This is a genomic window from Pseudomonas putida (assembly GCF_028682455.1).
Classification (GTDB): domain Bacteria; phylum Pseudomonadota; class Gammaproteobacteria; order Pseudomonadales; family Pseudomonadaceae; genus Aquipseudomonas; species Aquipseudomonas putida_AA.
The window spans coordinates 297,672-319,038 of sequence record NZ_JANHLD010000004.1 but is presented as its reverse complement, the minus strand read 5'-3'; the positions used below and the strand labels follow the sequence as shown (position 1 = coordinate 319,038).

The following is a 21,367-nucleotide window of genomic DNA, read 5'->3' as shown; positions in this document are numbered from 1 at the left end:
GGCCTGATGCTGGCTCATTCCCCGCTATTGAACCGGAGAACCCCCATGCTCAAACGTCCCCTGGCGCTGTTCGCCGGCCTCGTGCTGTCCTGCACTTCCTACCTGGCCCAGGCGGCCGATACCCTGCGTGTCAGTGCCATCCCTGACGAGGCCCCCACCGAACTGCTGCGCAAGTTCAAGCCGCTGGGCGAGTACCTGGAGCGGCAACTGGGCATGAAGGTGCAGTTCGTCCCGGTGGCCGACTACCCGGCAGTCGTTGAAGCGCTGGCGACCGACCGTCTGGACATGGCCTGGCTGGGCGGCTTCACCTTCGTTCAGGTGCACCTGAAGAGCCCGACTGCGACCCCGCTGGTACAGCGGGAACAGGATGCCAAGTTCACCAGCAAGTTCATCACCGCCAACCCCGACATCAAGAGCCTGGCCGACCTGAAGGGCAAGACCTTTGCGTTCGGTTCGATCTCGTCCACCTCCGGCAGCCTGATGCCGCGCTACTTCATGCTCAAGGACGACAACATCAAGCCTGAGAGCTACTTCAGCCGCGTGGCCTACTCGGGTGCCCACGACGCCACCGCCGCCTGGGTACAGGCCGGCAAGGTCGATGCCGGTGTGCTCAATGCCAGCGTCTGGGACAAACTGGTCGCGTCGGGCAAGGTCGACACCAACAAGGTCAAGGTGTTCGCCACCACCCCAAGCTACTACGACTACAACTGGACCGTGCGCGGCAGCCTCGACCCAGCCCTGAAAGAAAAGATCAAGCAAGCCTTCCTCGCCCTCGATCCTGCCAAGCCGCAAGACAAGGCGATCCTCGACCTGCAGGCGGCCAGCCGCTTCATCGAGACCAGCCCGGACAACTACAAGGGCATCGAGGAGGCTGCTCGCGCTGCTGAGCTGCTCAAGTGACCATTGCGCTGAAAAGCGCCAGCCTGCGCCACGGCCAGGTTCAGGCGCTGCATGAAATCGATGTGCAGATCGGCAGCGGCGAGCGGGTGGCGATCATCGGCCCGTCGGGTGCCGGCAAGTCCAGCCTGTTGCAGTTGCTTGCCAGCGCCATCGCGCCCACTACCGGCAGCGTCGAGCTGCTGGGTGAGGCGCCGTGGCGCCTGTCGGCCTCGGCCCGCCAGCGGTTGCGGTCACGCATCGCCCTGGTTCACCAGGCACCACCGTTGCCCCCGCGCCAGCGGGTGGTGACGGCGGTACTGGCTGGGCGCTTGGGGCAGTGGAGCACCCTGCGTGGGTTGCTCAACCTGCTGCACCCTTCGGATATTCCCGGGGTGCGGGAGGTGTTGACCAGCCTGGGCATGGCCGACAAGATCTTTGCCCAATGTGGGCAACTCTCCGGTGGGCAGCTACAGCGGGTCGGCATTGCCCGGGCGCTGTACCAGCAACCGCAGTTGCTGCTGGCGGACGAGCCGGTGTCGGCAATGGACCCGGTACTGGCCGACCATAGCCTGAAAATACTCAACAACCACGCGCAGGTGCGCGGCGTGACCCTGGTTGCCAGCCTGCATGCCGTGGACCTGGCGCTGGCGCATTTTCCCCGGGTGATCGGCATTCGCGAAGGGCGGGTGGCATTTGACCGGCCTGCCTCTGAAGTTTCAAGCGACATGCTTGATGCCTTGTACGCCAATGAGCACCTGGCCTCGCCGGTATTGCCGCTGCCAACCTTGACCCTGCAGATTCCACGATGCTGAAGGCGGCCGACAATCGCGATCCGGCAGCGCTGCCTCGGCTGTTGCTGGCCTTTCTGGCGATTGCCTTGCTGTGGCCGGGTATCAACCTCAGTGAGCTCAATCCTGGCGTGTTGCTGCAGGCCGACAACCGTCGCGAAATGGGCAATTTCGTCAGCGCCTTCTGGCCGCCTGCCCACGATCCTGCGTTTCTGGAGCTGTTGGTGGAAGCTACCTTGCAAACCCTGGCCGTGGCCACGGCGGGGATGGCCCTGGCGCTGCTGCTGGCGATCCCCGCGAGCCTGCTGGCCAGCCGTGCGTTGTCCATGGGCGCAGCCTCCCGTGGCGGTCGCCTGGGATTCTGGTCGCGGACGGTACGCTTGCCGGTGCGCGGCCTGTTGATCTTTTTGCGCAGCGTGCCGGAGATCGTCTGGGCATTGCTGTTCGTGCGCGCCGTGGGCCTTGGCCCCACCGCCGGGGTGCTGGCCATTGCGATTACCTACAGCGGCATGCTCGGCAAGGTGTATGCGGAGATCTTCGAATCGGTCAACCAGCGGCCTGCCCATGCCCTTTTGCAGGCAGGCAGCAGTCGCCTGAGTGCGTTTTTCTACGGCATCCTGCCGGATGCGGCGGCGGAGCTGGTCTCTTACACGGTGTATCGCTGGGAATGCGCGATTCGCGCCTCGGTGGTGATGGGTTTTGTCGGGGCCGGCGGCCTGGGCCAGCAGATCGACCTGTCGATGCGCATGTTCGCCGGCGCCGAGGTGGCGAGCATGTTGCTGGCCTTCCTGGTGCTGGTGTGGCTGGCGGATCAGCTCAGCCGGTTGTTGCGCGGGAGGCTGGCATGAGACGGTTGATCAACGCCTCGCTGGTTGTTGCGCTGGTGGCTGCAGTGGTCGCCTCGTTCGCCTACCTGAGCCTTGATCTGCAGGCGCTGTTCGGCAATGGCGGCCTGGGCCAGATGGGCGCCTATGCCGTGCGTTTTCTGAGCCCCGACCTGAGCCCTGAACACCTGCGGGCAGTGGGCAAGGGGGCCTTGGAAACCCTGGCCATGTCGGGCCTTGGCACCTTGCTCGCGGTGGTCCTTGGCATGTTGCTGGCGTTGCCGGCTGCGGGGCGTTTCGGTTGGCCGCTGCAGGGGACTGCGCGTTTGCTGCTCAATGGCTTGCGGGCGATTCCCGAGCTGGTCTGGGCGGCGCTCACGGTCCTGGCCGCCGGCCTGGGCCCGAATGCCGGCACCCTGGCGCTGGCCTTGCACACCTCGGGCGTGCTGGGTCGCCTGTTTGCCGAAGCCCTGGAAAACGCCCCGCCCGAACCCGCCGCCGCCATTCGCCTGCAGGGTGGCAGCCAGGTCACGGCGTTCTGCTTTGGCACCTTGCCCAACCTCTGGCCGCAGTTGCTGGCCTACAGCCTGTACCGCTGGGAGAACAACATCCGCATGGCCAGCGTGCTGGGTTTCGTGGGGGCGGGGGGCCTCGGTCAGATGCTCTACACCACCCTGAGCCTGTTCCAGGAAGCCCAGGCCAGTACCGTGATCATCGTCATGCTGTTGCTGGTGCTGTTGGTGGATGCCTTGAGCGACCTGCTCCGGCAACGCTTCGTTCGTGCGTAACCAGACCGGGCAGCCTCAAGGCTGCCCGAGGTCATGGATAGCCCATTCCAGGTAACGTGCCAGCCGCCCCCTGCGTTGCCTGAATTCGCTGATGGTACTCAGCACCATCCAAAGAAGTAGTGTGAGATACATCGCCAACGCCATCACTAAATCGCCTTTGCTAAATCCCCACAAGCTTGTCCCCTTGACCCATTCCACAGCGAGGGCGGAAGCGGAAGTCATCATCCAGACGAACAGTGTGTTCTGCATCAAGTTCAACGGTATATACGGGGGGGCTGCCACCTTGCCAAATTCCGCCATTCTGGAGACTTGGCCGGCCTCGATACCTGTGCGTTCGAGTGCATCGAGAAAGTGAGCGTAATGCAGGTAGTTGTCTCTTTGCAGGAAGGGTTGGTCAATGATGGTGTGGCGCTCGTAGTAGTCGCGAAAGTAGTGGCCGACAAAGAACTCTCGTGCAAGCAGGAGTGCCCAAGTGAACATGCAGAGGCAAACTGTCAGAGCGAGCAGCCCCAGCGATTCCCGATAAAGAAGGCTTGTCACCAGGCCCAGCACAGCAAGCCAGGACGGCAGCAAGTGAAGGGCCAGTGGGTTTTTCAGGATGGCGCGCCAGTACTTGGGTCTGCTGCTTTTGTAGAGCCGCAGCATTTCGCTCCATTGCTTGAACATCAAAACCTCGCGGTAAAGTGGCTTACCCCAAGGTTAACGGCCGAAATTGCAAAGCCTGTAGGAGCGGGCCTGGTCAGAACGCGCCGCGCACCGTCAGCATGAAATTGCGTGGCTCACCGTAGTAGTTGCCGTACTCCGAAGTACCCACTGTGGCGTAGTAACGGCGGTCGAACAGGTTGTTGCCGTTGACGGCCACCGTCCAGTGCTCGTCGACCTTGTATTCGACCATGGCGTCGTACACCGCGTAACCGCTCTGAGTGAAGTCATAAGGCTTTTCGTTGATCACGTTGCCCGCCGCATCAAAGTTGTAGGCAGTGCCTTTCACATAGTTGCTGCTCTGGATGTTCACGCCACCGCCCAGGCGCCAGGCCGACCACTCGTTGGGCAGGGTGTACACCGACCAGAGCTTGAACAAGTGCTTGGGCGTGATGCTGGTGTAGTCGCTCTCTTCGGTGCGGTTGTCCATCAGGTTCAGGGTGTAGCCGGCGATCACTTCCAGCCCCGGAAGTACCTCACCCGTAGCCTCGATGTCGATGCCTTTGCTGATCACCTCGCCCTGGCCGATGAAGCAGCACGAGCCGCTGTAGCTGAACGGTGCCTGGGGGTAGGCCGGATCCTGCATCGCTTCATGTTCACGCTTGGTATAGAACAGGGCGGTGGTCAGGTTTAGTGCCCCGCCGAACAGTTCTCCCTTGATACCTGTCTCGTAGGTCTTGCCGGTCATGGCTTCTACGGCCGAGCTGTTGCCCTCCGGGCCTTTGAGTTTCTGGGCCTGGGGCTTGAACACTTCGGCGTAGCTGGCATAGGCCGACCACTCATCGTCGAGGGCGTAGATCAGGCCGCCGTAAGGCACCACCTTGGTCGGTTCGCGATGGTTGATTTCCGATTCGTAGGTCCACACGTCGTCGGTCTTGGTCTGGTAGGCCTGCTCGTATTTGTAGCGCTGGGCACGGGCACCGATGATCAGTTTCAATGGGTCGGTGATCTGCAGGCGCAGGGTCGAGTACAGGCCATATTGTTCACGGGTGTTGGGGCTGTAGTCGCGCCAGTAGTCATGGTCAGAGGCGTCCGAGGTCAGCGGAGTCGACTGCGGATCCCAGAGGTTGATCAGGCCGCCTTTGCCGACCATGCCCCGCGCCGCGCGCCAGCGGCTGGTGACTTTCTGGTAGTCGGCGCCCACCAGCAATTCATGCGCGCGGCCAAAGGCGTCGAAAGTGCCCGAGAGGTTGACGTCGAATACCGACTGCTTGCTCCACGACGATACATAGCTGCCCCACCAGTAGGGGCCGGTGTTGGTGGTCTCATCCACCGAGCCGTAGGGAATCACACCTTCGGTGTCGGCATTGTCGTAGGCGTAGGTGTAGGAGGTATTGAGCTTCCAGTCATCGTTGAAATAATGGTCGATCTTGGCGAACAGCTCCTTGGCGTAGCCGTCCATGTAGGCCTGGTTGGTGGTGTACCAGGAGTGGCGTGGCAGCTTGACGTCGCCACCGGTGCTGTAGCGCGGCAGGCCATCGCCGACCCCGTTCTCGTGGGTTTTTTCGTAGCTGCCGCCGACGGTGATCATGGTGGCGTCGGTCAGGTCCGCTTCAAGAATGCCGTAGATGAACGGCTTCTCGGTGCTGCGGTTATCCATGAAGTACTGGCGGTCGGTATAGGCGGCGACCATGCGCCCGCGCAGCTTGCCGTCAAAGGCCAGCGGGCCGGTGACGTCCACTTCGCTGCGGTAGTTGTCCCAGGACCCGGCCGAGGCGTTGAGCTTGAGCTGGTACTGGTCCATCGGGCGCTTGCGCACCATGTTGATGATGCCGCCCGGGTCCCCGGTGCCGCCGAGCAGGCCCGCCGAGCCGCGCAGTACCTCGACGTGGTCGAATTCGGCCAGGTCGTAGATCTTGTCGCCGTAGAAGGTGCCGATGCCCGAGCCGATGTCCATCGGTGCGGCGCCGTCAATCTGGATATTGTCGATGCCAAAGCCGCGGGAGGCGAACTTGGGCAGTCGGAAGTTGCCGTTTTTCACGGTTATACCGGGCGTGCGCTTCATGGCATCGGACAGGTTGGTCATGCGCAGGTCTTCGATGGCCTGTTGGCTGATCACAGAAACCGATTGCGGGGTGTCCTTGATGCTGGTCGGGGTTTTCGAGCCAACGCTGGTCAGGCCGGTGGTGTACGAGCCGGAGTTTTCCGTGGCTTCACCCATGCCCTGGCCCTGGATGGTGATTGCGCTCAGTTCCAGCGCCCCGTCAGTGCTGGCGTGCCGCACCAGCAAGTAGCTGCCGTCGCTTTGCTGTTCGGCGCTATAGCCGCTGCCGGCGAGGATGCGGGCCAGGCCCTCGCTTACCTCATAACGGCCCTGCAGGCCGGCGCTGACCTTGCCGGTCGTGAGCTGGGCATTGGTAGACAAGGCGATGCCGGCCTGGCGCCCGAACTGGCCGAGCACCTGGTCCAACGGCCCGGCGGCGATGTTGAAGCTGATCCCCGCGTGCTGTTGCACTTCGCTCGCCTGTGCCTGGGTGGCGACCAGACTACTCATGCCCAGACCGCCGATCAGGGCCAGGCTGAGCCGGGAAGCACGAGTGGTGGCGATGGCGCGGGCCAGCGGATGGGGACGCAAAATCATGACGAGGTTCCGTATTCAGAGGAGTGGAGCCACACGCAGATGGCGGGATTTCCTCTAAAGCCAAACGAGAATGAGAAACCTGCCGATTCATTTGAATTATTTTTTACCGCAGCTTCAGCCCCGTGCGGTCACCGTGATCCAGTACGGGGTGCGCCGTTGCAGATGCACTGGCAGGCTCTTTTCCAGAAGGGCAAAGATCTGCTCGATGTTGTTGATCGGGAATGAGCCGGTGAGTTGCAGGCCGGCCACCTGCGGGTCGCAGCGCAACACTCCGACGTGATAGCGCGACAGCTCGGCAATGAAGTCGCCCAGGCGCATGCGTTGGGCGACGATAAAACCATCGATCCAGGCCGTCGTGCTTTGATCCAGTGGCTGAGGTGTGGCGACGCCATATTGATCGATGCGGGTTTGCTGGCCGCTTGGCACCAACTGGTCGATACCTGCGGCCATCGCCCGGGCAGCGACCTGGCCGCTGCTGACCGCCAGGAGTGTGCCATGGCCATTGGGTTCGCTGCGCACGTTGAAGCGGGTGCCCAGCGCCCGCAACCGGGCTTCGGTGGTATGTACCATCAAGGGGCGAGGGTCGCTGTGGCTGTCGCTGAGGATGTCGATTTCGCCCTGGCGCAATACCAGCAGGCGCTGCGTGGTGCTGTAGCGCACATCCAGCGCCGTGCGCGTATTGAGCCAGACCTGCGTGCCATCGGCCAGGGTGTGGTGACTGCGCTCACCCGTCCCGGTGGCATAGTCGGCGAGCGCACCTTGCAACCAGAGGCTGTCGCGTGATTGCCAGGCCGTGGCACCGATCAGGCCAAAGCCGACGAAGGCCTTGAGCAACTGGCGGCGGTTGGCGGTGGGGGTACGGGTTTGCTGCAGGGCGGTACGGGCCACCGGGTTGTTCAACTGCCGGGCGCGTTGTTGCAACTGCAAGGGGATGCCTGACAGGCGTTGCCAGGCACGCTCATGGTCCGGGGCGGCCTGACGCCAAAGCTGCAGTTGCTGGTGTTCCTCGACGGACATGTCGCCGGATTGGGCCAGTGAGAACCAGGCAATCGCCTGGTCGCGGACGGCAGGGGCGATCGGCGCGTTTTCAGGGACCGTTTTCATTCGTACTGGCTGGCGTAACACAGGGCGAAGGCCTTGCACATGGACTTCTGCACCTGATCGACACTCAGGTCCAATTGCGCGGCGATTTGCTTGTAGGTCAGGCCATCGAGTTGCGACAACAGGAAAATCTCCCGCGCCCTGGGGCCCAGGCCATGTAGCAGCGCATCGACTTCAACCAGGGTTTCGATCAACAGGTACTGGTCTTCGGCAGACAGTGCCAATGCTTCGGGTTGCGCTGCCAGCGCCTCGGCGTAGGCGCGTTCCACAGCCTGGCGCCGCCAGCGGTTGACCAGCAGGCCGTTGGCGATGGTGGCCAGGTAGGCGAGGGGTTGGCGCAGTTCGCTGATCGACTGGCGCGAACGCATCACCCGCACAAACGTGTCCTGGGCCAGGTCGTCGGCATCGGCACTTTCGCTCAGGCGCTTGCGCAGCCAATTGCGCAACCAGTTGTTGTACTCGAGATACAGGTGTTCGACATCCCGCGGCAAAGGCTTGGGCGTATCCATGAACGTGCCAATGGTTATTGATAATTGTTCTCAATGTTACTGGTGGCCGCAGGAAAGATGCAATGGCTGTAGGAGCGGGCTTGCCCCGCGAGGCGATGCGTCAGTGGGATCGCTATCGCGGGGCAAGCCCGCTCCTACCTGGCGCCCCCGCTCCCTGGGTATCCCGCTGCATCGACTCCAGATTGCGCTCGATCGTTTCACAGATCGCATCCATCTGGATCTGATGCTCACTGAAGCGAAACGGGCTTTGCAGGTCGGTACCGATCCGCTCGATGGCCAGCAACATGAAGCCCACTACCGTCGAGGCCAGTGGAGTGAACCAGCCCAGTGATTCGACCAGGCCAATCGGTACGATCAGGCAGAACAGTGAAATGAACAGCCGCGGAAAGTACACATAGGGGTAGGGCAGCGGGGTGTTGGCGATACGCTCCATGCCGCCCTGGCTGTTGGACAGGTCTACAAGCGTCGACTCCAGCCGTGCCAGGCGAATGCTATCCAGGTGCCCGGCCTTGTACTCACGGGTGAGCAAGGTTGCGGAGCCGGTCAGGATATCATTGGCGAAATTGTTGGAGCGGCTGCGACGCTCGAATTCATCGGGCGGGATGAAGGCCATCAGCTCATCCGGGCACGGCTCGCCGCGCAGGTGGGCGGCCAGGCAATTCACGTAGGCAATGTGCCTGCGCAACAGCGTGGCCTTGATCGGGTTGACCCCGTCGCAGGGGTCGTCGATCAGGGTCAGCACCTGGCGAGCGAAGCTGCGGGAGCTGTTCACCAGCCCACCCCACAAGGTCCGTGCTTCCCACCAGCGGCTGTAGGCGCTGCTGTTGCGAAAACTCACCAGCACCACCAGCGCTGAGCCCAGCAGAGTCAACGGCATCAGTGGCAGGGTGAACTTGCTGTTGAAGAACAGCATGAAGTCGATGGTGACCAGTACATCCCAGATCAGCAGCCAGAACAGCGACCAGCCGACGTAGCCGAGAGTCTTGACGATCAGGCGGTATTTGCGGGCGATGGCGTCTTTCACAGGTAAACCTTGAGCGGCGAATGCAAGGGATCGGACGCTGATCCACGCTCAAGGTTCGTTGCAGTTCATCGATGCGCTACAGCGTTTGTTTCATCTGCACCAGCGCAACCCGCGTGTTGCCTGGCCCCAGGCGCTCTTCGATGGCAAAGGGCACAAATCCCAGCTGGGGGTACAGCAAAAGCCCGGCGGTGTTGTGGTTGAAGCACGATACCCAGAGTTCACGGGCTTCGAACTGGCGACGGGCAAGGTCGATCATGCACTGCACCAGGTACCGCGCCACGCCATGACCGCGAGCGGCAGGCGCCACCACCACATTGCCCAGGGCGCAGACCCCACCAACCTCGGCCTTGTAGAAGTTGGCAAAGGCCAGCACCGTGCCGTCACCCTCGACCACGGTGGAGCCGCTGCGCTGGGCAATGGCCTCGCTCATCTGCGCCGGCGTCAGTGGGTACTGTGCCTTGGGAAACATGTAGAACAGCTCGTCCGGACCTTGGGGAAGACAGCAGAGGGTAGGGATGTCCTGGTCCTGGACGGGGCGATGGCTCAGTTTCATAGGGCGACTCGTTCAAGAATGGGTGGATCAGGCATCGTAAACACACTCTCTGATCCCCCCACAACCCTAGACGGCCGAACGCGCGCGCGCTGGCTGCCCGTGCTGGCGGGTCAGCACGATGCCGACCAGCGATATGGCCAGCGCCAGGCCAATGGTGGTGGTGACCTCCGCGCGGTGTTCCGGCGTTACCAGCATCACACCCAGTGCAGCGATGATGAAGGCGATGACCGCATAGGTAAGCCAGGGGAACAACCACATCTGGAAGTCGAGCCGTACGTTCTGCCGGCGCAACATCTCGCGCATGCGCAATTGCGAGATGGCAATGACCAGGTACACCAACAAGGCAATGGCGCCGGAGCTGGCCAACAGGAACTGGAACAGCCCGGCAGGGGCGAAGTAGCTGACCACGGTGATGACCGCGCCCAGTACCGTGCTGGCAATGACCGCAGCGCGGGGAACGCCGGCAGACGAAGTAACTTTCACACTCTTGGGTGCCTCGCCGCGCTTGCCCAGCGAATAGAGCATGCGCGAGGCAATGTAGATCGAGGAGTTCATGCAACTGGCCACGGCGACCAATACCACTACATCCATCATGAACTTGGCGTGGGGGATGTTCATCAACTCCAGTGCGCGTTGGTAAGACCCTACTTCAGCCAGTAGCGGGTCATTCCAGGGCACGATGGAAATAATCACCGAGATCGACAGCAAGTAGAACACACCGATACGCCAGATAACCGAGCGGGTGGCCTTGGCAATGTTCTTGGCCGGGCTTCGGGATTCGGCAGCGGCGATGGTGACCGCTTCGGTGCCGATAAAGCTGAACATCACGGTAATAAATGCGCCTACTACTGCAGAGGCGCCATTGGGTGCAAAGCCGCCATGTTCATCCAACAGCCGGCTCAAACCGCTTACTTCACGTTCCGGTACCCAGTCCATCAGCACTGCAAAGCCCAGGCTGATGAAGGCAATGATCGCAATGACCTTGAACATGGCGAACCAGAACTCGAATTCACCGTACTTGGACACACTGAAAAGATTGGTCGCGGCCAGTGCAATGATCGACAACAAGGCAAACAACCAGGCATCGACCTGTGGAAACCAGTTATTGAGAACATGCCCGGCGGCTAGTGCTTCGATGGGGATTACCAGCACCCAGAACCACCAGTACATCCAGCCAATGGTAAAGCCGGCCCAGGGCCCGATGGCCTGGTCGGCATAAGTCGAAAACGACCCGGTGTCGGGCCTGGCGACGGCCATTTCGCCGAGCATGCGCATAACCAGAATGACAAGGATGCCCGACAATACATACGCCAGAATGGCAGCAGGCCCGGCAGCGGCAATGGCGTGCCCGGAACCGACGAACAAGCCGGCACCAATGATGCCGGCTATAGAAAGCATGGTGACATGGCGTGGCTTGAATCCTTGCGCCAGCTGACCCTTGGTATCCTCGGAGCCCGGACTGATCATTGTGCTTATTCTCTTTGTTGTTTGATCTGGGACGCACTGACTGACCGTTAGGCGAACATCGCCTTCCCCTCGAACACCCTGAGAGCGGCACACATTGGACACTGTTGTTCTGGTCGATCAGTCATCACGACGAACGCACGGTTTATAAAGGCCTGGCCACATTACCCAGGTGTATTGACGCGCCGGTTTGTCGAGCGCGCCCTAATCGGGTCCGATCGCGCCATTGGGAAGTGGATGCCGGGGGAGGGACTGCGGGTGTGTTGTTGTGCTGAAGTGCAAGATAGACAGCGAGAGGTACAAGCGATTGATTTGTGTATAATCGCGCCGCTTCCATTAAGGGGGCGCTTCATAAATTAAAGGATTTTTGTATGAAAAAGCTGTTCAAGGTAGCGGTCGCTACTGCCATGGTTTCCGGTGTTGCTCTGCTGTCCGGCTGCACTGGCCAGGTGTACAACCAGCAAAAGAATTGCTCTTACGACTACCTGTTCCACCCTTCGGTTTCGGTATCTAAAGTTATTGGTGGCTGCGGTCCTATCGATAAACTGCCACAACAGCAGTAATTTTAGAGCGGTACTGACTGGACCGTTTTCGGTTTAGTCCAAGACCCCCCGCTACTGATGTAGCAGGGGGTTTTTGTTTTTCGGCAGGCAGTCGGCTCGCGTGCGGATAGTGATCGTCGGCCATCCGCGATTTGAAAAGGAGGCTGGTCCACTGATCCCGCGTGAGGTTTGGCGCTTGATACAACCAGGGCAAATCGCTGATGCGACAGCGAGCTGCGGCTGACTTGGAAACCAGATAATCGCGTCCTGATAGTCCGGTGGATATACCGGGTTGACCAGGATTTTTGCGGCATTATCGGTAGGCGGAAAGACCCAAGAGGCAGGCTTGAACGTCATACCTTCCAGCGTCGGAATGCCCATCACTGAGCTGGGGGCCATTGCCGGAGTCCAGGTGCTCTTGATCCCGTCGCCCATGTTGGCAACCATTCCTCGACCCTCTGGAGGTGGAAAACGTGTCGAGAAGGGCATGGATATTCGCAGCGTCACACTTGCCCAGCAGGTGGGGAAGATCGGCAAAGGTGATGTGTGCTTGCGGCGGCTAGCGCCCAATGTGGTGTGTTGCAGGCACCACTCGCGGGATCGGGAATTGCAGGCAATAAAAACCGGCGCTAAGGCCGGTTCTTTAAGGGTTTCACATCATTCAGAGATGATCTGAAACTGTAGGTGGTGCCCCGAGGGAGACTCGAACTCCCACTCCTTTCGAAAACGGATTTTGAATCCGCCGCGTCTACCAATTCCGCCATCAGGGCTTGTGGCGGCGGAGTATAAAGAGGTGCCTACCGTTGGTCAATCAGGTTTCATAGTCAATTTTTGTCTTTTCGGCTAAACTTTGCGGCCCTGTCGAACCGAACACCATCATGCGCGTCGCCGATTTTTCCTTTGAGCTCCCTGATTCCCTGATTGCTCGCCATCCGCTGGCGCAGCGCCATAGCAGCCGGCTGTTGACCCTGGATGGGCCGACCGGGGCGCTGGCTCATCGCCAGTTCACCGATCTGCTCGAGCACCTGCGTCCAGGCGACCTGATGGTGTTCAACAATACCCGGGTGATTCCGGCGCGCCTGTTCGGTCAGAAGGCCAGTGGCGGCAAGCTGGAAATTCTCGTCGAGCGTGTGCTGGACAGCCATCGGGTTCTGGCCCATGTGCGTTCGAGCAAGTCGCCCAAGCCGGGCACGCAGATCCTCATCGACGGTGGTGGCGAGGCCGAGATGGTCGCCCGTCACGATGCGTTGTTCGAGTTGTGCTTTGCCGAAGAGGTGCTGCCACTGCTCGACCGCGTCGGGCATATGCCGCTGCCGCCCTATATTGACCGTCCCGATGAGGGCGCCGATCGCGAGCGCTATCAAACGGTATACGCCGAGCGCGCGGGTGCGGTTGCCGCGCCGACGGCCGGGCTGCACTTCGATGAAGCGCTGATGGCCAGGATTGCTGACAAAGGCGTTGAAACCGCCTTTGTCACCCTGCACGTCGGCGCTGGCACGTTCCAGCCAGTGCGGGTCGAGCGCATCGAAGACCATCACATGCATAAAGAGTGGCTCGAGGTCGGCCAGGACGTCGTCGATGCCGTGGCGGCCTGCCGCGCCCGGGGTGGCCGGGTGATAGCAGTGGGTACCACCAGCGTGCGTTCGCTGGAAAGTGCGGCCCGCGATGGTGTGCTCAAGGCGTTCAGCGGCGACACCGACATCTTTATCTTCCCGGGCCGGCCATTTCATGTGGTCGATGCTCTGGTCACCAACTTCCACTTGCCTGAATCCACGCTGCTGATGCTGGTTTCGGCCTTCGCCGGTTATCCCGAGACCATGGCTGCCTACGCGGCGGCGGTCGAGAACGGGTACCGCTTCTTCAGTTACGGTGATGCCATGTTCATCACCCGCAATCCGGCGCCGCGCGGCCCCGAGGATCAAGCATGAGTCGCACCTGTCGTATGTCCTTCGAGTTGCTGGCCACCGACGGCAAGGCCCGTCGTGGCCGCCTGACGTTCCCCCGTGGCGTGGTCGAGACCCCGGCGTTCATGCCGGTCGGTACCTATGGCACGGTCAAGGGCATGCTGCCCCGGGACATCGAGGCCATTGGCGCGCACATGATCCTGGGCAACACCTTCCACCTGTGGCTGCGCCCGGGTACCGAGGTGATCAAGGCTCATGGCGACCTGCACGATTTCATGAAGTGGCAAGGCCCGATCCTCACCGACTCGGGTGGTTTCCAGGTGTTCAGCCTGGGCGCCATGCGCAAGATCAAGGAAGAGGGCGTGACCTTCGCCTCGCCGGTCGATGGCTCCAAGGTGTTCATGGGCCCGGAAGAGTCGATGCAGGTCCAGCGTGACCTGGGCTCCGACGTGGTGATGATCTTCGATGAGTGCACCCCGTACCCGGCCGATGAAGACGTCGCCCGTGTTTCGATGGAACTGTCGCTGCGTTGGGCCCAGCGCTCGAAGAACGCCCATGGCGACAGCACCGCGGCGCTGTTCGGTATCGTTCAGGGTGGCATGCACCAGAACCTGCGCATGCGCTCGCTCGAAGGCCTTGAAAAGATCGGCTTCGACGGCCTGGCCATCGGCGGCTTGTCGGTGGGCGAACCCAAGCACGAGATGATCAAGGTGCTGGACTACCTGCCTGGCATGATGCCTGCTGACAAACCTCGTTACCTTATGGGGGTAGGCAAGCCGGAAGATCTCGTTGAGGGTGTGCGCCGCGGCGTCGACATGTTCGATTGCGTGATGCCCACGCGCAACGCGCGCAATGGCCACCTGTTCGTCGATACAGGTGTGCTGAAGATCCGCAATGCGTTCCATCGCCACGATGATTCGCCGCTGGATCCGACCTGTGACTGCTACACCTGCCAGAACTTCTCCCGTGCCTACCTGCATCACTTGGACAAATGCGGAGAAATGCTGGGCAGTATGTTGAATACCATCCATAACTTGCGCCATTACCAGCGTTTGATGGCTGGTTTACGCGAGGCTATTCAACAAGGTACATTGGCCGTCTTTGTCGATGCCTTTTACGCCAAGCGCGGGCTGCCTGTGCCGCCCTTGGACTGATGTTTTGTCGATCCCTAACAAGTACTGAATGCAACTGGAGTGCTAAATGAGCTTTCTGATCCCCGCCGCTTACGCGGACGCCGCTGCCCCAGCCGCTGCCGCCGGCCCTGCCGGTACTGGCTTCGAGTGGATTTTCCTGGTCGGTTTCCTGGTCATCTTCTACCTGATGATCTGGCGTCCACAGGCCAAACGCGCCAAAGAGCAGAAAAACCTGCTGAGCAACCTGCAAAAAGGTGACGAAGTTGTCACCAACGGTGGCATCGCCGGCAAGATCGTCAAAGTGGCCGACGACTTCGTGGTACTGGAAGTATCCGACAACGTCGAACTGAAGTTCCAGAAGGGCGCCGTTGCCGCGACCCTGCCTAAAGGTACGCTCAAAGCGATCTAAGTTTCAGTTTTTTACCAATCGACGGGGCGCGCAAGGCGCCCCGCGTCTTGAACGGGCGGCGTGATGCTGAACAAATACCCTCTGTGGAAATACCTATTGATCGTGGTGGTACTGGCGATCGGTTTTATTTATTCCGCTCCCAACCTCTACCCTGATGATCCGGCCGTCCAGGTCAGCGGTGCCAGCACGGCGCTGCAGGTCACACAGGCGGATCTGGACCGCGCGAGCAAGGCGCTCGTCGAAGCCGGTATCCAGGTCAAGGCTGCAAGCCTGGGCGAAAAGGGCAAAGGTGCATTGCTGCGCCTGAGCAAGCAGGAAGACCAACTGCCAGCCAAGGATGTCGTGCGCAAGGTACTGGGTGACGACTACGTGGTAGCGTTGAACCTGGCCCCGACTACCCCGCAATGGCTGCGCAACCTGGGCGCAAGCCCGATGAAGCTCGGTCTGGACCTTTCCGGTGGCGTGCACTTCCTGCTGGAAGTGGACATGGACAAAGCCATGTCGGCCCGCCTCAAAGTCTACGAAGGCGAAGTCAAAAGCCTGTTGCGTAAAGAGCGCGTGCGCTATCGCAGCCTGCCGCAGCAAGATGGCGACATTCAGTTGGGCTTCTCCGATGAAGCCTCCCGCGAACAGGCTCGCAGCCTGATCCGCAAGAATTTCAACGATTTCGAGCTGACCACCACCGAGCGTAATGGCCTGTCGGTGCTGCGTCTGGCGATTACCCCGGCCAAGGTCGCGGAAATCCGTGAATACTCGATCAAGCAGAACTTGACCACGGTCCGTAACCGGGTCAACGAACTGGGCGTTGCCGAGCCGCTGGTACAGCGCCAGGGCGCCAACCGCATCGTGGTCGAGCTGCCAGGCGTGCAGGACACTGCAGAAGCCAAGCGTATCCTGGGCAAGACCGCCAACCTGGAGTTCCGTCTGGGTGCCGAGCCGGGTGCTTCCAAGGCGACCACCGAAACCTTCGAGTTCCGTGAAGGTGGTCGTTCGGCAGCCGTAGAGCGTGGCCTGATCATCACCGGTGACCAGGTTACCGACGCCCAGGCCAGCTTCGACGAGCAGGGTCGCCCGCAAGTGAATATCCGCCTGGATGGTCATGGTGGCGAACTGATGAGCCGCGCAACCCGCAGCAATGTCGGTCGTAGCATGGCGGTGATCTTCATCGAGCAGCGCCCGACCACCCGCTACGTGAAGCAGATGGTCGATGGTGTCGAGAAGGACGTCGCCGTCCAGACCTTCACCGAAGAGAAGAAGATCATCAGCCTGGCGACCATCCAGTCGCCGCTGGGCAGCCAGTTCCGTATCACTGGCCTGAACGGCCAGGGCGAGTCTTCCGAGCTGGCCCTGCTGCTGCGTGCCGGTGGCCTGGCAGCGCCGATGTACTTCGCTGAAGAACGCACCATTGGCCCGAGCCTGGGTGCCGACAACATCACCAAGGGTATCGATGCGTCCCTGTGGGGCATGCTGTTCGTCTCGCTGTTCATCATGGCCATCTACCGCTTCTTCGGCCTGATCGCCACGATCGCCCTGGCCGGTAACATGGTCATGCTGCTGGCGCTGATGTCGCTGCTGGGGGCAACCCTGACCCTGCCGGGTATTGCCGGTATCGTCCTGACCATGGGTATGGCGGTTGACGCCAACGTACTGATCTTCTCGCGGATCCGCGAAGAGCTGGCCAATGGCATGTCGGTACAGCGCGCCATCCACGAAGGCTTCAACCGTGCCTACACCGCGATTGTCGACGCCAACCTGACCACCTTGCTGGTGGGCGGCATCCTGTTCGCCATGGGTACCGGTCCGGTCAAGGGCTTCGCAGTTACCATGTCCCTCGGGATTTTCACCTCGATGTTCACGGCCGTCATGGTTACCCGCGCAATGGTCAACCTGACCTGCGGCGGGCGTGATATCAAGAAGTTGTGGGTTTAAGGGGCTGCCATGTTACGTACCATTAACTTCATGGGTGTGCGCAACTTTGCGTTCGGCATCACCCTGCTTCTTACCGTACTGGCGCTGTTCAGCTGGTTCTATAAAGGGCTCAACTTTGGCCTGGACTTCACCGGTGGTACGCTCATCGAGCTGACCTACGAGCGTCCGGCCAACCTCGGCGAGGTCCGCGAGGAGCTGGTCAAGGCCGGCTTCCAGGACGCCGTGGTGCAGAGCTTCGGCGCAACCACCGACCTGCTGGTGCGTATGCCTGGCGATGACCCGATGCTGGGTAATCGCGTTTCCGAGGCGCTGCAGAAGGTCAGTACCGACAACCCGGCCGTGGTCAAGCGTGTCGAGTTCGTAGGGCCACAGGTGGGTGAGGAGCTGCGTGACCAGGGTGGCCTGGGCATGTTGTTGGCCCTGGGTGGCATCATGCTCTACCTGGCTTTCCGCTTTCAGTGGAAATTCGCCTTGGGTGCGATTCTCTCGCTGGTGCACGACGTTGTCGTGACCCTGGGTATCCTGTCGTTCTTCCAGATCACCTTCGACCTGACGGTGCTGGCGGCGGTGCTGGCAATCATCGGCTACTCGCTCAACGACACCATCGTCGTGTTCGACCGGGTGCGTGAGAACTTCCGCGTACTGCGCAAGGCTTCGCTGATCGAGAACATCAACATCTCGACCACCCAGACGCTGCTGCGGACCGTGGCGACTTCGGTGTCGACCTTGCTGGCCATCGCCGCGCTGCTGTTCTTCGGTGGCGATAACCTGTGGGGCTTCTCGCTGGCGCTGTTCATCGGCGTCATGGCAGGTACCTATTCGTCGATCTATATCGCCAACGTGGTGTTGATCTGGCTGAACCTGAGCAGTGAAGACCTGATTCCACCGGTCAAGGCTGAAGGTGTGGACGACCGTCCGTAAGGATTTTTCCCACACTGTTTGTCGTAGAAGAAGGCGCGAGTATTGAACTCGCGCCTTTTTTTATGCTCCAAGGCAGGGAGAAGGCGGGCAATGTTCCGCAGGTACGATCAGGAGGTTCACGTGAACAAGTCAATGCTGGTGGGTGCGGTTCTGGGTGCTGTCGGTGTTACCGCCGGAGGTGCTGTAGCCACCTACAGCCTGGTCAAGAGCGGGCCTGAGTACGCCGAGGTTTTGGCGGTGCAACCGGTCAAGCAGACCATCAAGACGCCACGCGAAGTCTGCAAAGATGTCACTGTGACGCGACAGGCGCCGGTGAAGGATCAGCATCAGATCGCCGGTACTGTGTTGGGTGCAGTGGCGGGTGGCTTGCTGGGTAACCAGATCGGTGGCGGTACCGGCAAGAAGATTGCCACCGTGGCCGGTGCGGTCGGTGGTGGTTATGCCGGTAACAAAGTGCAGGAAGGCATGCAGGAGCGTGATACCTATACCACTACGCAAACTCGCTGCAATACGGTCAACGACCTGAGCGAGAAGGTCGTGGGTTATGACGTGAAGTATTCGATCGGCGACAAGGTCGGTCAGGTCCGCATGGACCGTGACCCGGGTTCGCAGATCCCGCTGGATAAAGAAGGCAAGCTGGTCCTGAGTCAGGCCCAGTAAATGCAAGGGCAGGCTGCCCCTGCAATGCCCACAAAAAAGCACCCCGAAGGGTGCTTTTTTGTGTCCGATCGAAGCTTAGCGCTTGATCGAAGCAGGCAGGTGCGGCTGGATAGCAGTCAGTACGGCCTTGAAGCACTTGGTGTTGCCAGCAACGATGTGACCCTTCTCGAGGAAGTCGTGACCACCGGTGAAGTCGCTCACCAGGCCGCCAGCTTCCTGGATCAGCAGGGCGCCTGCAGCCATGTCCCACTCCGACAGGCCTGATTCCCAGAAGGCATCGAAACGACCGGCGGCGACATAGGCCAGGTCCAGGCTGGCGGCGCCAGCGCGGCGGATACCAGCGGTCTGGCCAACCAGGGCGCGGAACATGCCCAGGTAGTTGTCCAGGTCTGCCATCTGGTTGTCACGGAACGGGAAGCCGGTGCCCAGCAGTGCGCCTTCCAGGCTGGTGCGAGGGCTGACGCGCAGGCGACGACCGTTCAGTTGGGCGCCACGGCCACGGCTGGCGGTGAACTCTTCCTGGCGGACAGGGTCCAGCACCACGGCATGCTCAAGGCGGCCACGGTATTTGCAGGCAATGCTGACAGCGAAGTGCGGAACGCCACGCAGGAAGTTGGTGGTGCCGTCCAGTGGGTCGATGATCCACAGGTAGTCCTTGCCTTCTTCGCCGCTGCCGGCGTGCAGTCCGGTCTCTTCGCCGTAGATGGAGTGGTTCGGGTAGGCCTTGCGCAGAGCGTTGATGATGCTTTGCTCGGCGGCACGGTCGACTTCGGACACATAATCCTTGGCGTCTTTTTCATCAACCTTGATGCTATCCAGGCGCTCGATGGAGCGGAAAATCAGTTCACTGGCGCTGCGGGCGGCGCGCAGCGCGATATTCAGCATGGGCTGCATGGACGTTTCACCTGGGTCGTTAAAGAAAGCCGAACATTCTAGCAGAAAACTTCGCGCGAAGAAGTGTGTCATTTGCTTTCGTAGCGTAAATCGGGTCTGTTCTGTAAGATTTGCCTCCTCATTTCCAAGTCTGTGAGCACTCGCCTTGCTGCAAAATATTCGTGTTGTTCTGGTCAATACCAGCCACCCCGGCAATATCGGCGGCGCTGCGCGTGCCATGAAAAACATGGGCTTGTCGCGCCTGGTGCTGGTCGACCCGCAGGACTTTCCCTCCCACGAGGCGGATGCCCGAGCCTCCGGCGCCGATGATGTGCTCGCCGGTGCGCAAGTGGTCGCGACCCTCGAAGAGGCACTCGCCGGCTGCAGCCTGGTATTGGGAACCAGTGCCCGCGACCGGCGCATCCCGTGGCCACTGGTCGATCCGCGTGAGTGCGGTAGCAAGACCGTCGAGCATGCGGCCCAGGGGCAGGAAATCGCCCTGGTGTTCGGTCGCGAGTACGCGGGCCTGACCAACGAAGAGCTGCAACGCTGTCATTTCCATGTGCATATCCCCTCCAACCCGGACTTCAGTTCGCTGAACCTGGCGGCGGCGGTGCAGGTGCTGGCTTATGAGGTGCGCATGGCGTGGCTGGCGGCCGAAGGTCAGCCTTCGAAAGTGGAGAAGTTCGAGGTGACGTCGGTACGCAGCAGCGAACTGGCGACCATGGATGAAATGGAGCTGTTCTACGAGCACCTGGAAAAGACCCTGGTGGACATCGGCTTCCTCGACCCTGAAAAGCCCAAGCACCTGATGCCGCGCTTGCGTCGCCTCTATGGGCGCAGCTCGGTCAATCGTTCGGAGATGAGTATTTTGCGAGGCATCCTCACCGAAACCCAGAAAGTGGCCCGGGGCGAGCCGCACAAGCGCAAGGATCAATAGATGTTCGAGCGTCTGCGTGAAGATATCCAGAGCGTTTTCCACCGAGACCCGGCGGCGCGCAATGCCTTTGAAGTCCTGACCTGCTACCCGGGCATGCATGCGATCTGGCTGCATCGTGCGGCGCATGCGCTGTGGAAGCGTGACTGGAAGTGGCTGGCACGGCTGGTATCGAACTTTGGGCGCTGGATGACCGGTATCGAGATTCATCCCGGGGCAAAGGTCGGTCGGCGATTTTTCATCGACCACGGCATGGGGATCGTCATCGGCGAAACCGCTGAGATCGGAGATGACGTTACCCTGTACCAGGGGGTAACCCTGGGCGGTACCAGCTGGAACAAGGGCAAGCGCCACCCGACCCTGGAGGATGGTGTCGTGGTCGGCGCCGGTGCCAAGGTGCTGGGGCCGTTCACGGTGGGGGCGGGTGCCAAGATTGGTTCCAATGCCGTGGTCACCAAGGCGGTTCCGGCCGGCGCTACCGCGGTGGGGATCCCGGGGCGGATCATCGTCAAGACCGATGCCGAGGTCGAGGCCAAGCGCAAGGCCATGGCTGAGAAGATCGGTTTCGACGCCTATGGTGTCAGCGAAGACATGCCAGACCCTGTGGCGCGGGCCATCGGTCAGTTGCTCGACCACCTGCAAGCGGTGGACGGGCGGCTGGAAGACATGTGCGGCGCCCTGAAGAATCTTGGCAGCGACTACTGCGCCAAAGAGCTCCCTGCCTTGCGTGAAGAGGACTTCGCCGAGGTCAAGGGCGAGGCGCGCAGCGACACGCCGACGCATTGACAGAAGGGCGTGCGCACACGCCCCTTCGTTTGCTATCATTCCGCCGCCCTCCTGCGGCAA

The 21,367-nt window shown here is 61.0% G+C and carries 22 protein-coding genes and 1 tRNA gene; 13 read left to right on the top strand and 10 right to left on the bottom strand.

Features of this window, described 5'->3' with window-relative positions; all coding sequences use genetic code 11:
- Window positions 1–45: 45 nt before the first annotated feature.
- The 4 genes from NPS58_RS24560 to phnE are packed head-to-tail and all read left to right on the top strand — an operon-like array spanning window position 46 to window position 3,279.
- Complete coding sequence (locus tag NPS58_RS24560) at window positions 46–900, top strand: putative selenate ABC transporter substrate-binding protein (protein WP_274117848.1); 855 nt, start codon at window positions 46–48, stop codon at window positions 898–900.
- Window positions 897–1,691 carry a phosphonate ABC transporter ATP-binding protein gene (locus NPS58_RS24555; RefSeq protein WP_274117847.1) on the top strand — a complete coding sequence of 265 codons (795 nt, stop codon included), beginning with the start codon at window positions 897–899 and terminating at the stop codon, window positions 1,689–1,691. The genes NPS58_RS24560 and NPS58_RS24555 overlap by 4 nt, the downstream gene beginning before the upstream one ends.
- Complete coding sequence (locus tag NPS58_RS24550) at window positions 1,685–2,515, top strand: PhnE/PtxC family ABC transporter permease (protein ID WP_274117846.1); 831 nt, start codon at window positions 1,685–1,687, stop codon at window positions 2,513–2,515. Before NPS58_RS24555 ends, NPS58_RS24550 begins: the two co-directional genes overlap by 7 nt.
- Window positions 2,512–3,279, top strand: a complete 768-nt coding sequence (gene phnE, locus NPS58_RS24545; RefSeq protein ID WP_274117845.1) for a phosphonate ABC transporter, permease protein PhnE — start codon at window positions 2,512–2,514, stop codon at window positions 3,277–3,279. Before NPS58_RS24550 ends, phnE begins: the two co-directional genes overlap by 4 nt.
- Before the next feature lie 15 nt (window positions 3,280–3,294).
- Here phnE and NPS58_RS24540 read toward each other — a convergent pair whose 3' ends face one another.
- From NPS58_RS24540 to gabP, 7 genes are all read right to left on the bottom strand, one after another.
- Window positions 3,295–3,945, bottom strand: a complete 651-nt coding sequence (locus NPS58_RS24540; protein ID WP_274117844.1) for a hypothetical protein — start codon at window positions 3,943–3,945, stop codon at window positions 3,295–3,297.
- A gap of 73 nt (window positions 3,946–4,018) precedes the next feature.
- Window positions 4,019–6,562 carry a TonB-dependent siderophore receptor gene (locus NPS58_RS24535; protein ID WP_274117843.1) on the bottom strand — a complete coding sequence of 848 codons (2,544 nt, stop codon included), beginning with the start codon at window positions 6,560–6,562 and terminating at the stop codon, window positions 4,019–4,021.
- A gap of 114 nt (window positions 6,563–6,676) precedes the next feature.
- Window positions 6,677–7,666 (bottom strand): FecR domain-containing protein, encoded by a 990-nt coding sequence (locus NPS58_RS24530; RefSeq protein WP_274117842.1) that lies wholly within the window; start codon window positions 7,664–7,666, stop codon window positions 6,677–6,679.
- Window positions 7,663–8,172 (bottom strand): sigma-70 family RNA polymerase sigma factor, encoded by a 510-nt coding sequence (locus NPS58_RS24525; RefSeq protein ID WP_274117841.1) that lies wholly within the window; start codon window positions 8,170–8,172, stop codon window positions 7,663–7,665. The genes NPS58_RS24530 and NPS58_RS24525 overlap by 4 nt, the downstream gene beginning before the upstream one ends.
- A gap of 112 nt (window positions 8,173–8,284) precedes the next feature.
- Window positions 8,285–9,196 (bottom strand): bestrophin family protein, encoded by a 912-nt coding sequence (locus NPS58_RS24520; RefSeq protein ID WP_274117840.1) that lies wholly within the window; start codon window positions 9,194–9,196, stop codon window positions 8,285–8,287.
- Window positions 9,197–9,272: 76 nt separating this feature from the next.
- A complete protein-coding gene (locus tag NPS58_RS24515; protein ID WP_274117839.1) occupies window positions 9,273–9,749 on the bottom strand; it encodes a GNAT family N-acetyltransferase in 477 nt (158 codons plus the stop codon).
- A gap of 66 nt (window positions 9,750–9,815) precedes the next feature.
- Window positions 9,816–11,216 (bottom strand): GABA permease, encoded by a 1,401-nt coding sequence (gene gabP, locus NPS58_RS24510; protein ID WP_274117838.1) that lies wholly within the window; start codon window positions 11,214–11,216, stop codon window positions 9,816–9,818.
- 368 nt (window positions 11,217–11,584) lie between these two features.
- Here gabP and NPS58_RS24505 point away from each other — a divergent pair, with 368 nt between their 5' ends.
- Entirely contained in the window at window positions 11,585–11,776 is a 192-nt protein-coding gene (locus NPS58_RS24505) for a YhfL family protein (RefSeq protein WP_028942749.1), read from the top strand.
- 51 nt (window positions 11,777–11,827) lie between these two features.
- Here NPS58_RS24505 and NPS58_RS24500 read toward each other — a convergent pair whose 3' ends face one another.
- Together NPS58_RS24500 and NPS58_RS24495 are read right to left on the bottom strand one after the other, a co-directional pair.
- Window positions 11,828–12,190, bottom strand: a complete 363-nt coding sequence (locus NPS58_RS24500; protein ID WP_274117837.1) for an S-type pyocin domain-containing protein — start codon at window positions 12,188–12,190, stop codon at window positions 11,828–11,830.
- A gap of 250 nt (window positions 12,191–12,440) precedes the next feature.
- A tRNA-Leu gene (locus NPS58_RS24495) sits at window positions 12,441–12,525 on the bottom strand.
- A 108-nt stretch (window positions 12,526–12,633) separates the two neighbouring features.
- Here NPS58_RS24495 and queA point away from each other — a divergent pair.
- The 6 genes from queA (at window position 12,634) to NPS58_RS24465 (ending at window position 18,711) form a co-directional block, all read left to right on the top strand.
- On the top strand, window positions 12,634–13,683 hold the full coding sequence (gene queA, locus NPS58_RS24490) for a tRNA preQ1(34) S-adenosylmethionine ribosyltransferase-isomerase QueA (RefSeq protein ID WP_274117836.1): 1,050 nt from the start codon (window positions 12,634–12,636) through the stop codon (window positions 13,681–13,683).
- A gap of 14 nt (window positions 13,684–13,697) precedes the next feature.
- A complete protein-coding gene (tgt, locus tag NPS58_RS24485; RefSeq protein ID WP_274118255.1) occupies window positions 13,698–14,813 on the top strand; it encodes a tRNA guanosine(34) transglycosylase Tgt in 1,116 nt (371 codons plus the stop codon).
- Between the two features lie 46 nt (window positions 14,814–14,859).
- Window positions 14,860–15,201, top strand: a complete 342-nt coding sequence (gene yajC, locus NPS58_RS24480) for a preprotein translocase subunit YajC (RefSeq protein ID WP_028942753.1) — start codon at window positions 14,860–14,862, stop codon at window positions 15,199–15,201.
- 63 nt (window positions 15,202–15,264) lie between these two features.
- Window positions 15,265–17,130: a protein translocase subunit SecD gene (gene secD, locus NPS58_RS24475; protein WP_274117835.1), complete on the top strand. Its 1,866-nt coding sequence runs from the start codon at window positions 15,265–15,267 to the stop codon at window positions 17,128–17,130.
- Window positions 17,131–17,139: 9 nt separating this feature from the next.
- On the top strand, window positions 17,140–18,051 hold the full coding sequence (gene secF, locus NPS58_RS24470; RefSeq protein WP_274117834.1) for a protein translocase subunit SecF: 912 nt from the start codon (window positions 17,140–17,142) through the stop codon (window positions 18,049–18,051).
- A gap of 120 nt (window positions 18,052–18,171) precedes the next feature.
- Entirely contained in the window at window positions 18,172–18,711 is a 540-nt protein-coding gene (locus tag NPS58_RS24465; protein WP_274117833.1) for a glycine zipper 2TM domain-containing protein, read from the top strand.
- Between the two features lie 75 nt (window positions 18,712–18,786).
- On the opposite strand, the gene suhB is transcribed toward NPS58_RS24465, so the two are convergent.
- Window positions 18,787–19,605, bottom strand: coding sequence for an inositol-phosphate phosphatase (gene suhB / locus NPS58_RS24460; RefSeq protein ID WP_028942757.1), 819 nt, complete (start codon window positions 19,603–19,605; stop codon window positions 18,787–18,789).
- Between the two features lie 145 nt (window positions 19,606–19,750).
- On the opposite strand from suhB, the gene trmJ reads away from it, so the two are divergent.
- A complete protein-coding gene (gene trmJ / locus NPS58_RS24455) occupies window positions 19,751–20,524 on the top strand; it encodes a tRNA (cytosine(32)/uridine(32)-2'-O)-methyltransferase TrmJ (RefSeq protein WP_274117832.1) in 774 nt (257 codons plus the stop codon).
- A complete protein-coding gene (cysE, locus tag NPS58_RS24450) occupies window positions 20,525–21,307 on the top strand; it encodes a serine O-acetyltransferase (RefSeq protein ID WP_274117831.1) in 783 nt (260 codons plus the stop codon). It begins immediately after the preceding gene.
- Window positions 21,308–21,367 lie beyond the last annotated feature (60 nt).

Excerpts from the sequence above, each read along its gene's own strand:
- secF (WP_274117834.1), top strand. The coding sequence starts at position 17,140 with ATGTTACGTACCATTAACTTCATGGGTGTGCGCAACTTTGCGTTCGGC.
- queA (WP_274117836.1), top strand. The coding sequence starts at position 12,634 with ATGCGCGTCGCCGATTTTTCCTTTGAGCTCCCTGATTCCCTGATTGCT.
- suhB (WP_028942757.1), bottom strand. The coding sequence starts at position 19,605 with ATGCAGCCCATGCTGAATATCGCGCTGCGCGCCGCCCGCAGCGCCAGT.
- yajC (WP_028942753.1), top strand. The coding sequence starts at position 14,860 with ATGAGCTTTCTGATCCCCGCCGCTTACGCGGACGCCGCTGCCCCAGCC.
- tgt (WP_274118255.1), top strand. The coding sequence starts at position 13,698 with ATGTCCTTCGAGTTGCTGGCCACCGACGGCAAGGCCCGTCGTGGCCGC.
- phnE (WP_274117845.1), top strand. The coding sequence starts at position 2,512 with ATGAGACGGTTGATCAACGCCTCGCTGGTTGTTGCGCTGGTGGCTGCA.
- NPS58_RS24560 (WP_274117848.1), top strand. The coding sequence starts at position 46 with ATGCTCAAACGTCCCCTGGCGCTGTTCGCCGGCCTCGTGCTGTCCTGC.
- NPS58_RS24540 (WP_274117844.1), bottom strand. The coding sequence starts at position 3,945 with ATGTTCAAGCAATGGAGCGAAATGCTGCGGCTCTACAAAAGCAGCAGA.
- NPS58_RS24525 (WP_274117841.1), bottom strand. The coding sequence starts at position 8,172 with ATGGATACGCCCAAGCCTTTGCCGCGGGATGTCGAACACCTGTATCTC.
- cysE (WP_274117831.1), top strand. The coding sequence starts at position 20,525 with ATGTTCGAGCGTCTGCGTGAAGATATCCAGAGCGTTTTCCACCGAGAC.
- NPS58_RS24530 (WP_274117842.1), bottom strand. The coding sequence starts at position 7,666 with ATGAAAACGGTCCCTGAAAACGCGCCGATCGCCCCTGCCGTCCGCGAC.
- NPS58_RS24550 (WP_274117846.1), top strand. The coding sequence starts at position 1,685 with ATGCTGAAGGCGGCCGACAATCGCGATCCGGCAGCGCTGCCTCGGCTG.
- NPS58_RS24535 (WP_274117843.1), bottom strand. The coding sequence starts at position 6,562 with ATGATTTTGCGTCCCCATCCGCTGGCCCGCGCCATCGCCACCACTCGT.
- NPS58_RS24515 (WP_274117839.1), bottom strand. The coding sequence starts at position 9,749 with ATGAAACTGAGCCATCGCCCCGTCCAGGACCAGGACATCCCTACCCTC.
- gabP (WP_274117838.1), bottom strand. The coding sequence starts at position 11,216 with ATGATCAGTCCGGGCTCCGAGGATACCAAGGGTCAGCTGGCGCAAGGA.
- NPS58_RS24505 (WP_028942749.1), top strand. The coding sequence starts at position 11,585 with ATGAAAAAGCTGTTCAAGGTAGCGGTCGCTACTGCCATGGTTTCCGGT.
- secD (WP_274117835.1), top strand. The coding sequence starts at position 15,265 with ATGCTGAACAAATACCCTCTGTGGAAATACCTATTGATCGTGGTGGTA.
- NPS58_RS24500 (WP_274117837.1), bottom strand. The coding sequence starts at position 12,190 with ATGGGCGACGGGATCAAGAGCACCTGGACTCCGGCAATGGCCCCCAGC.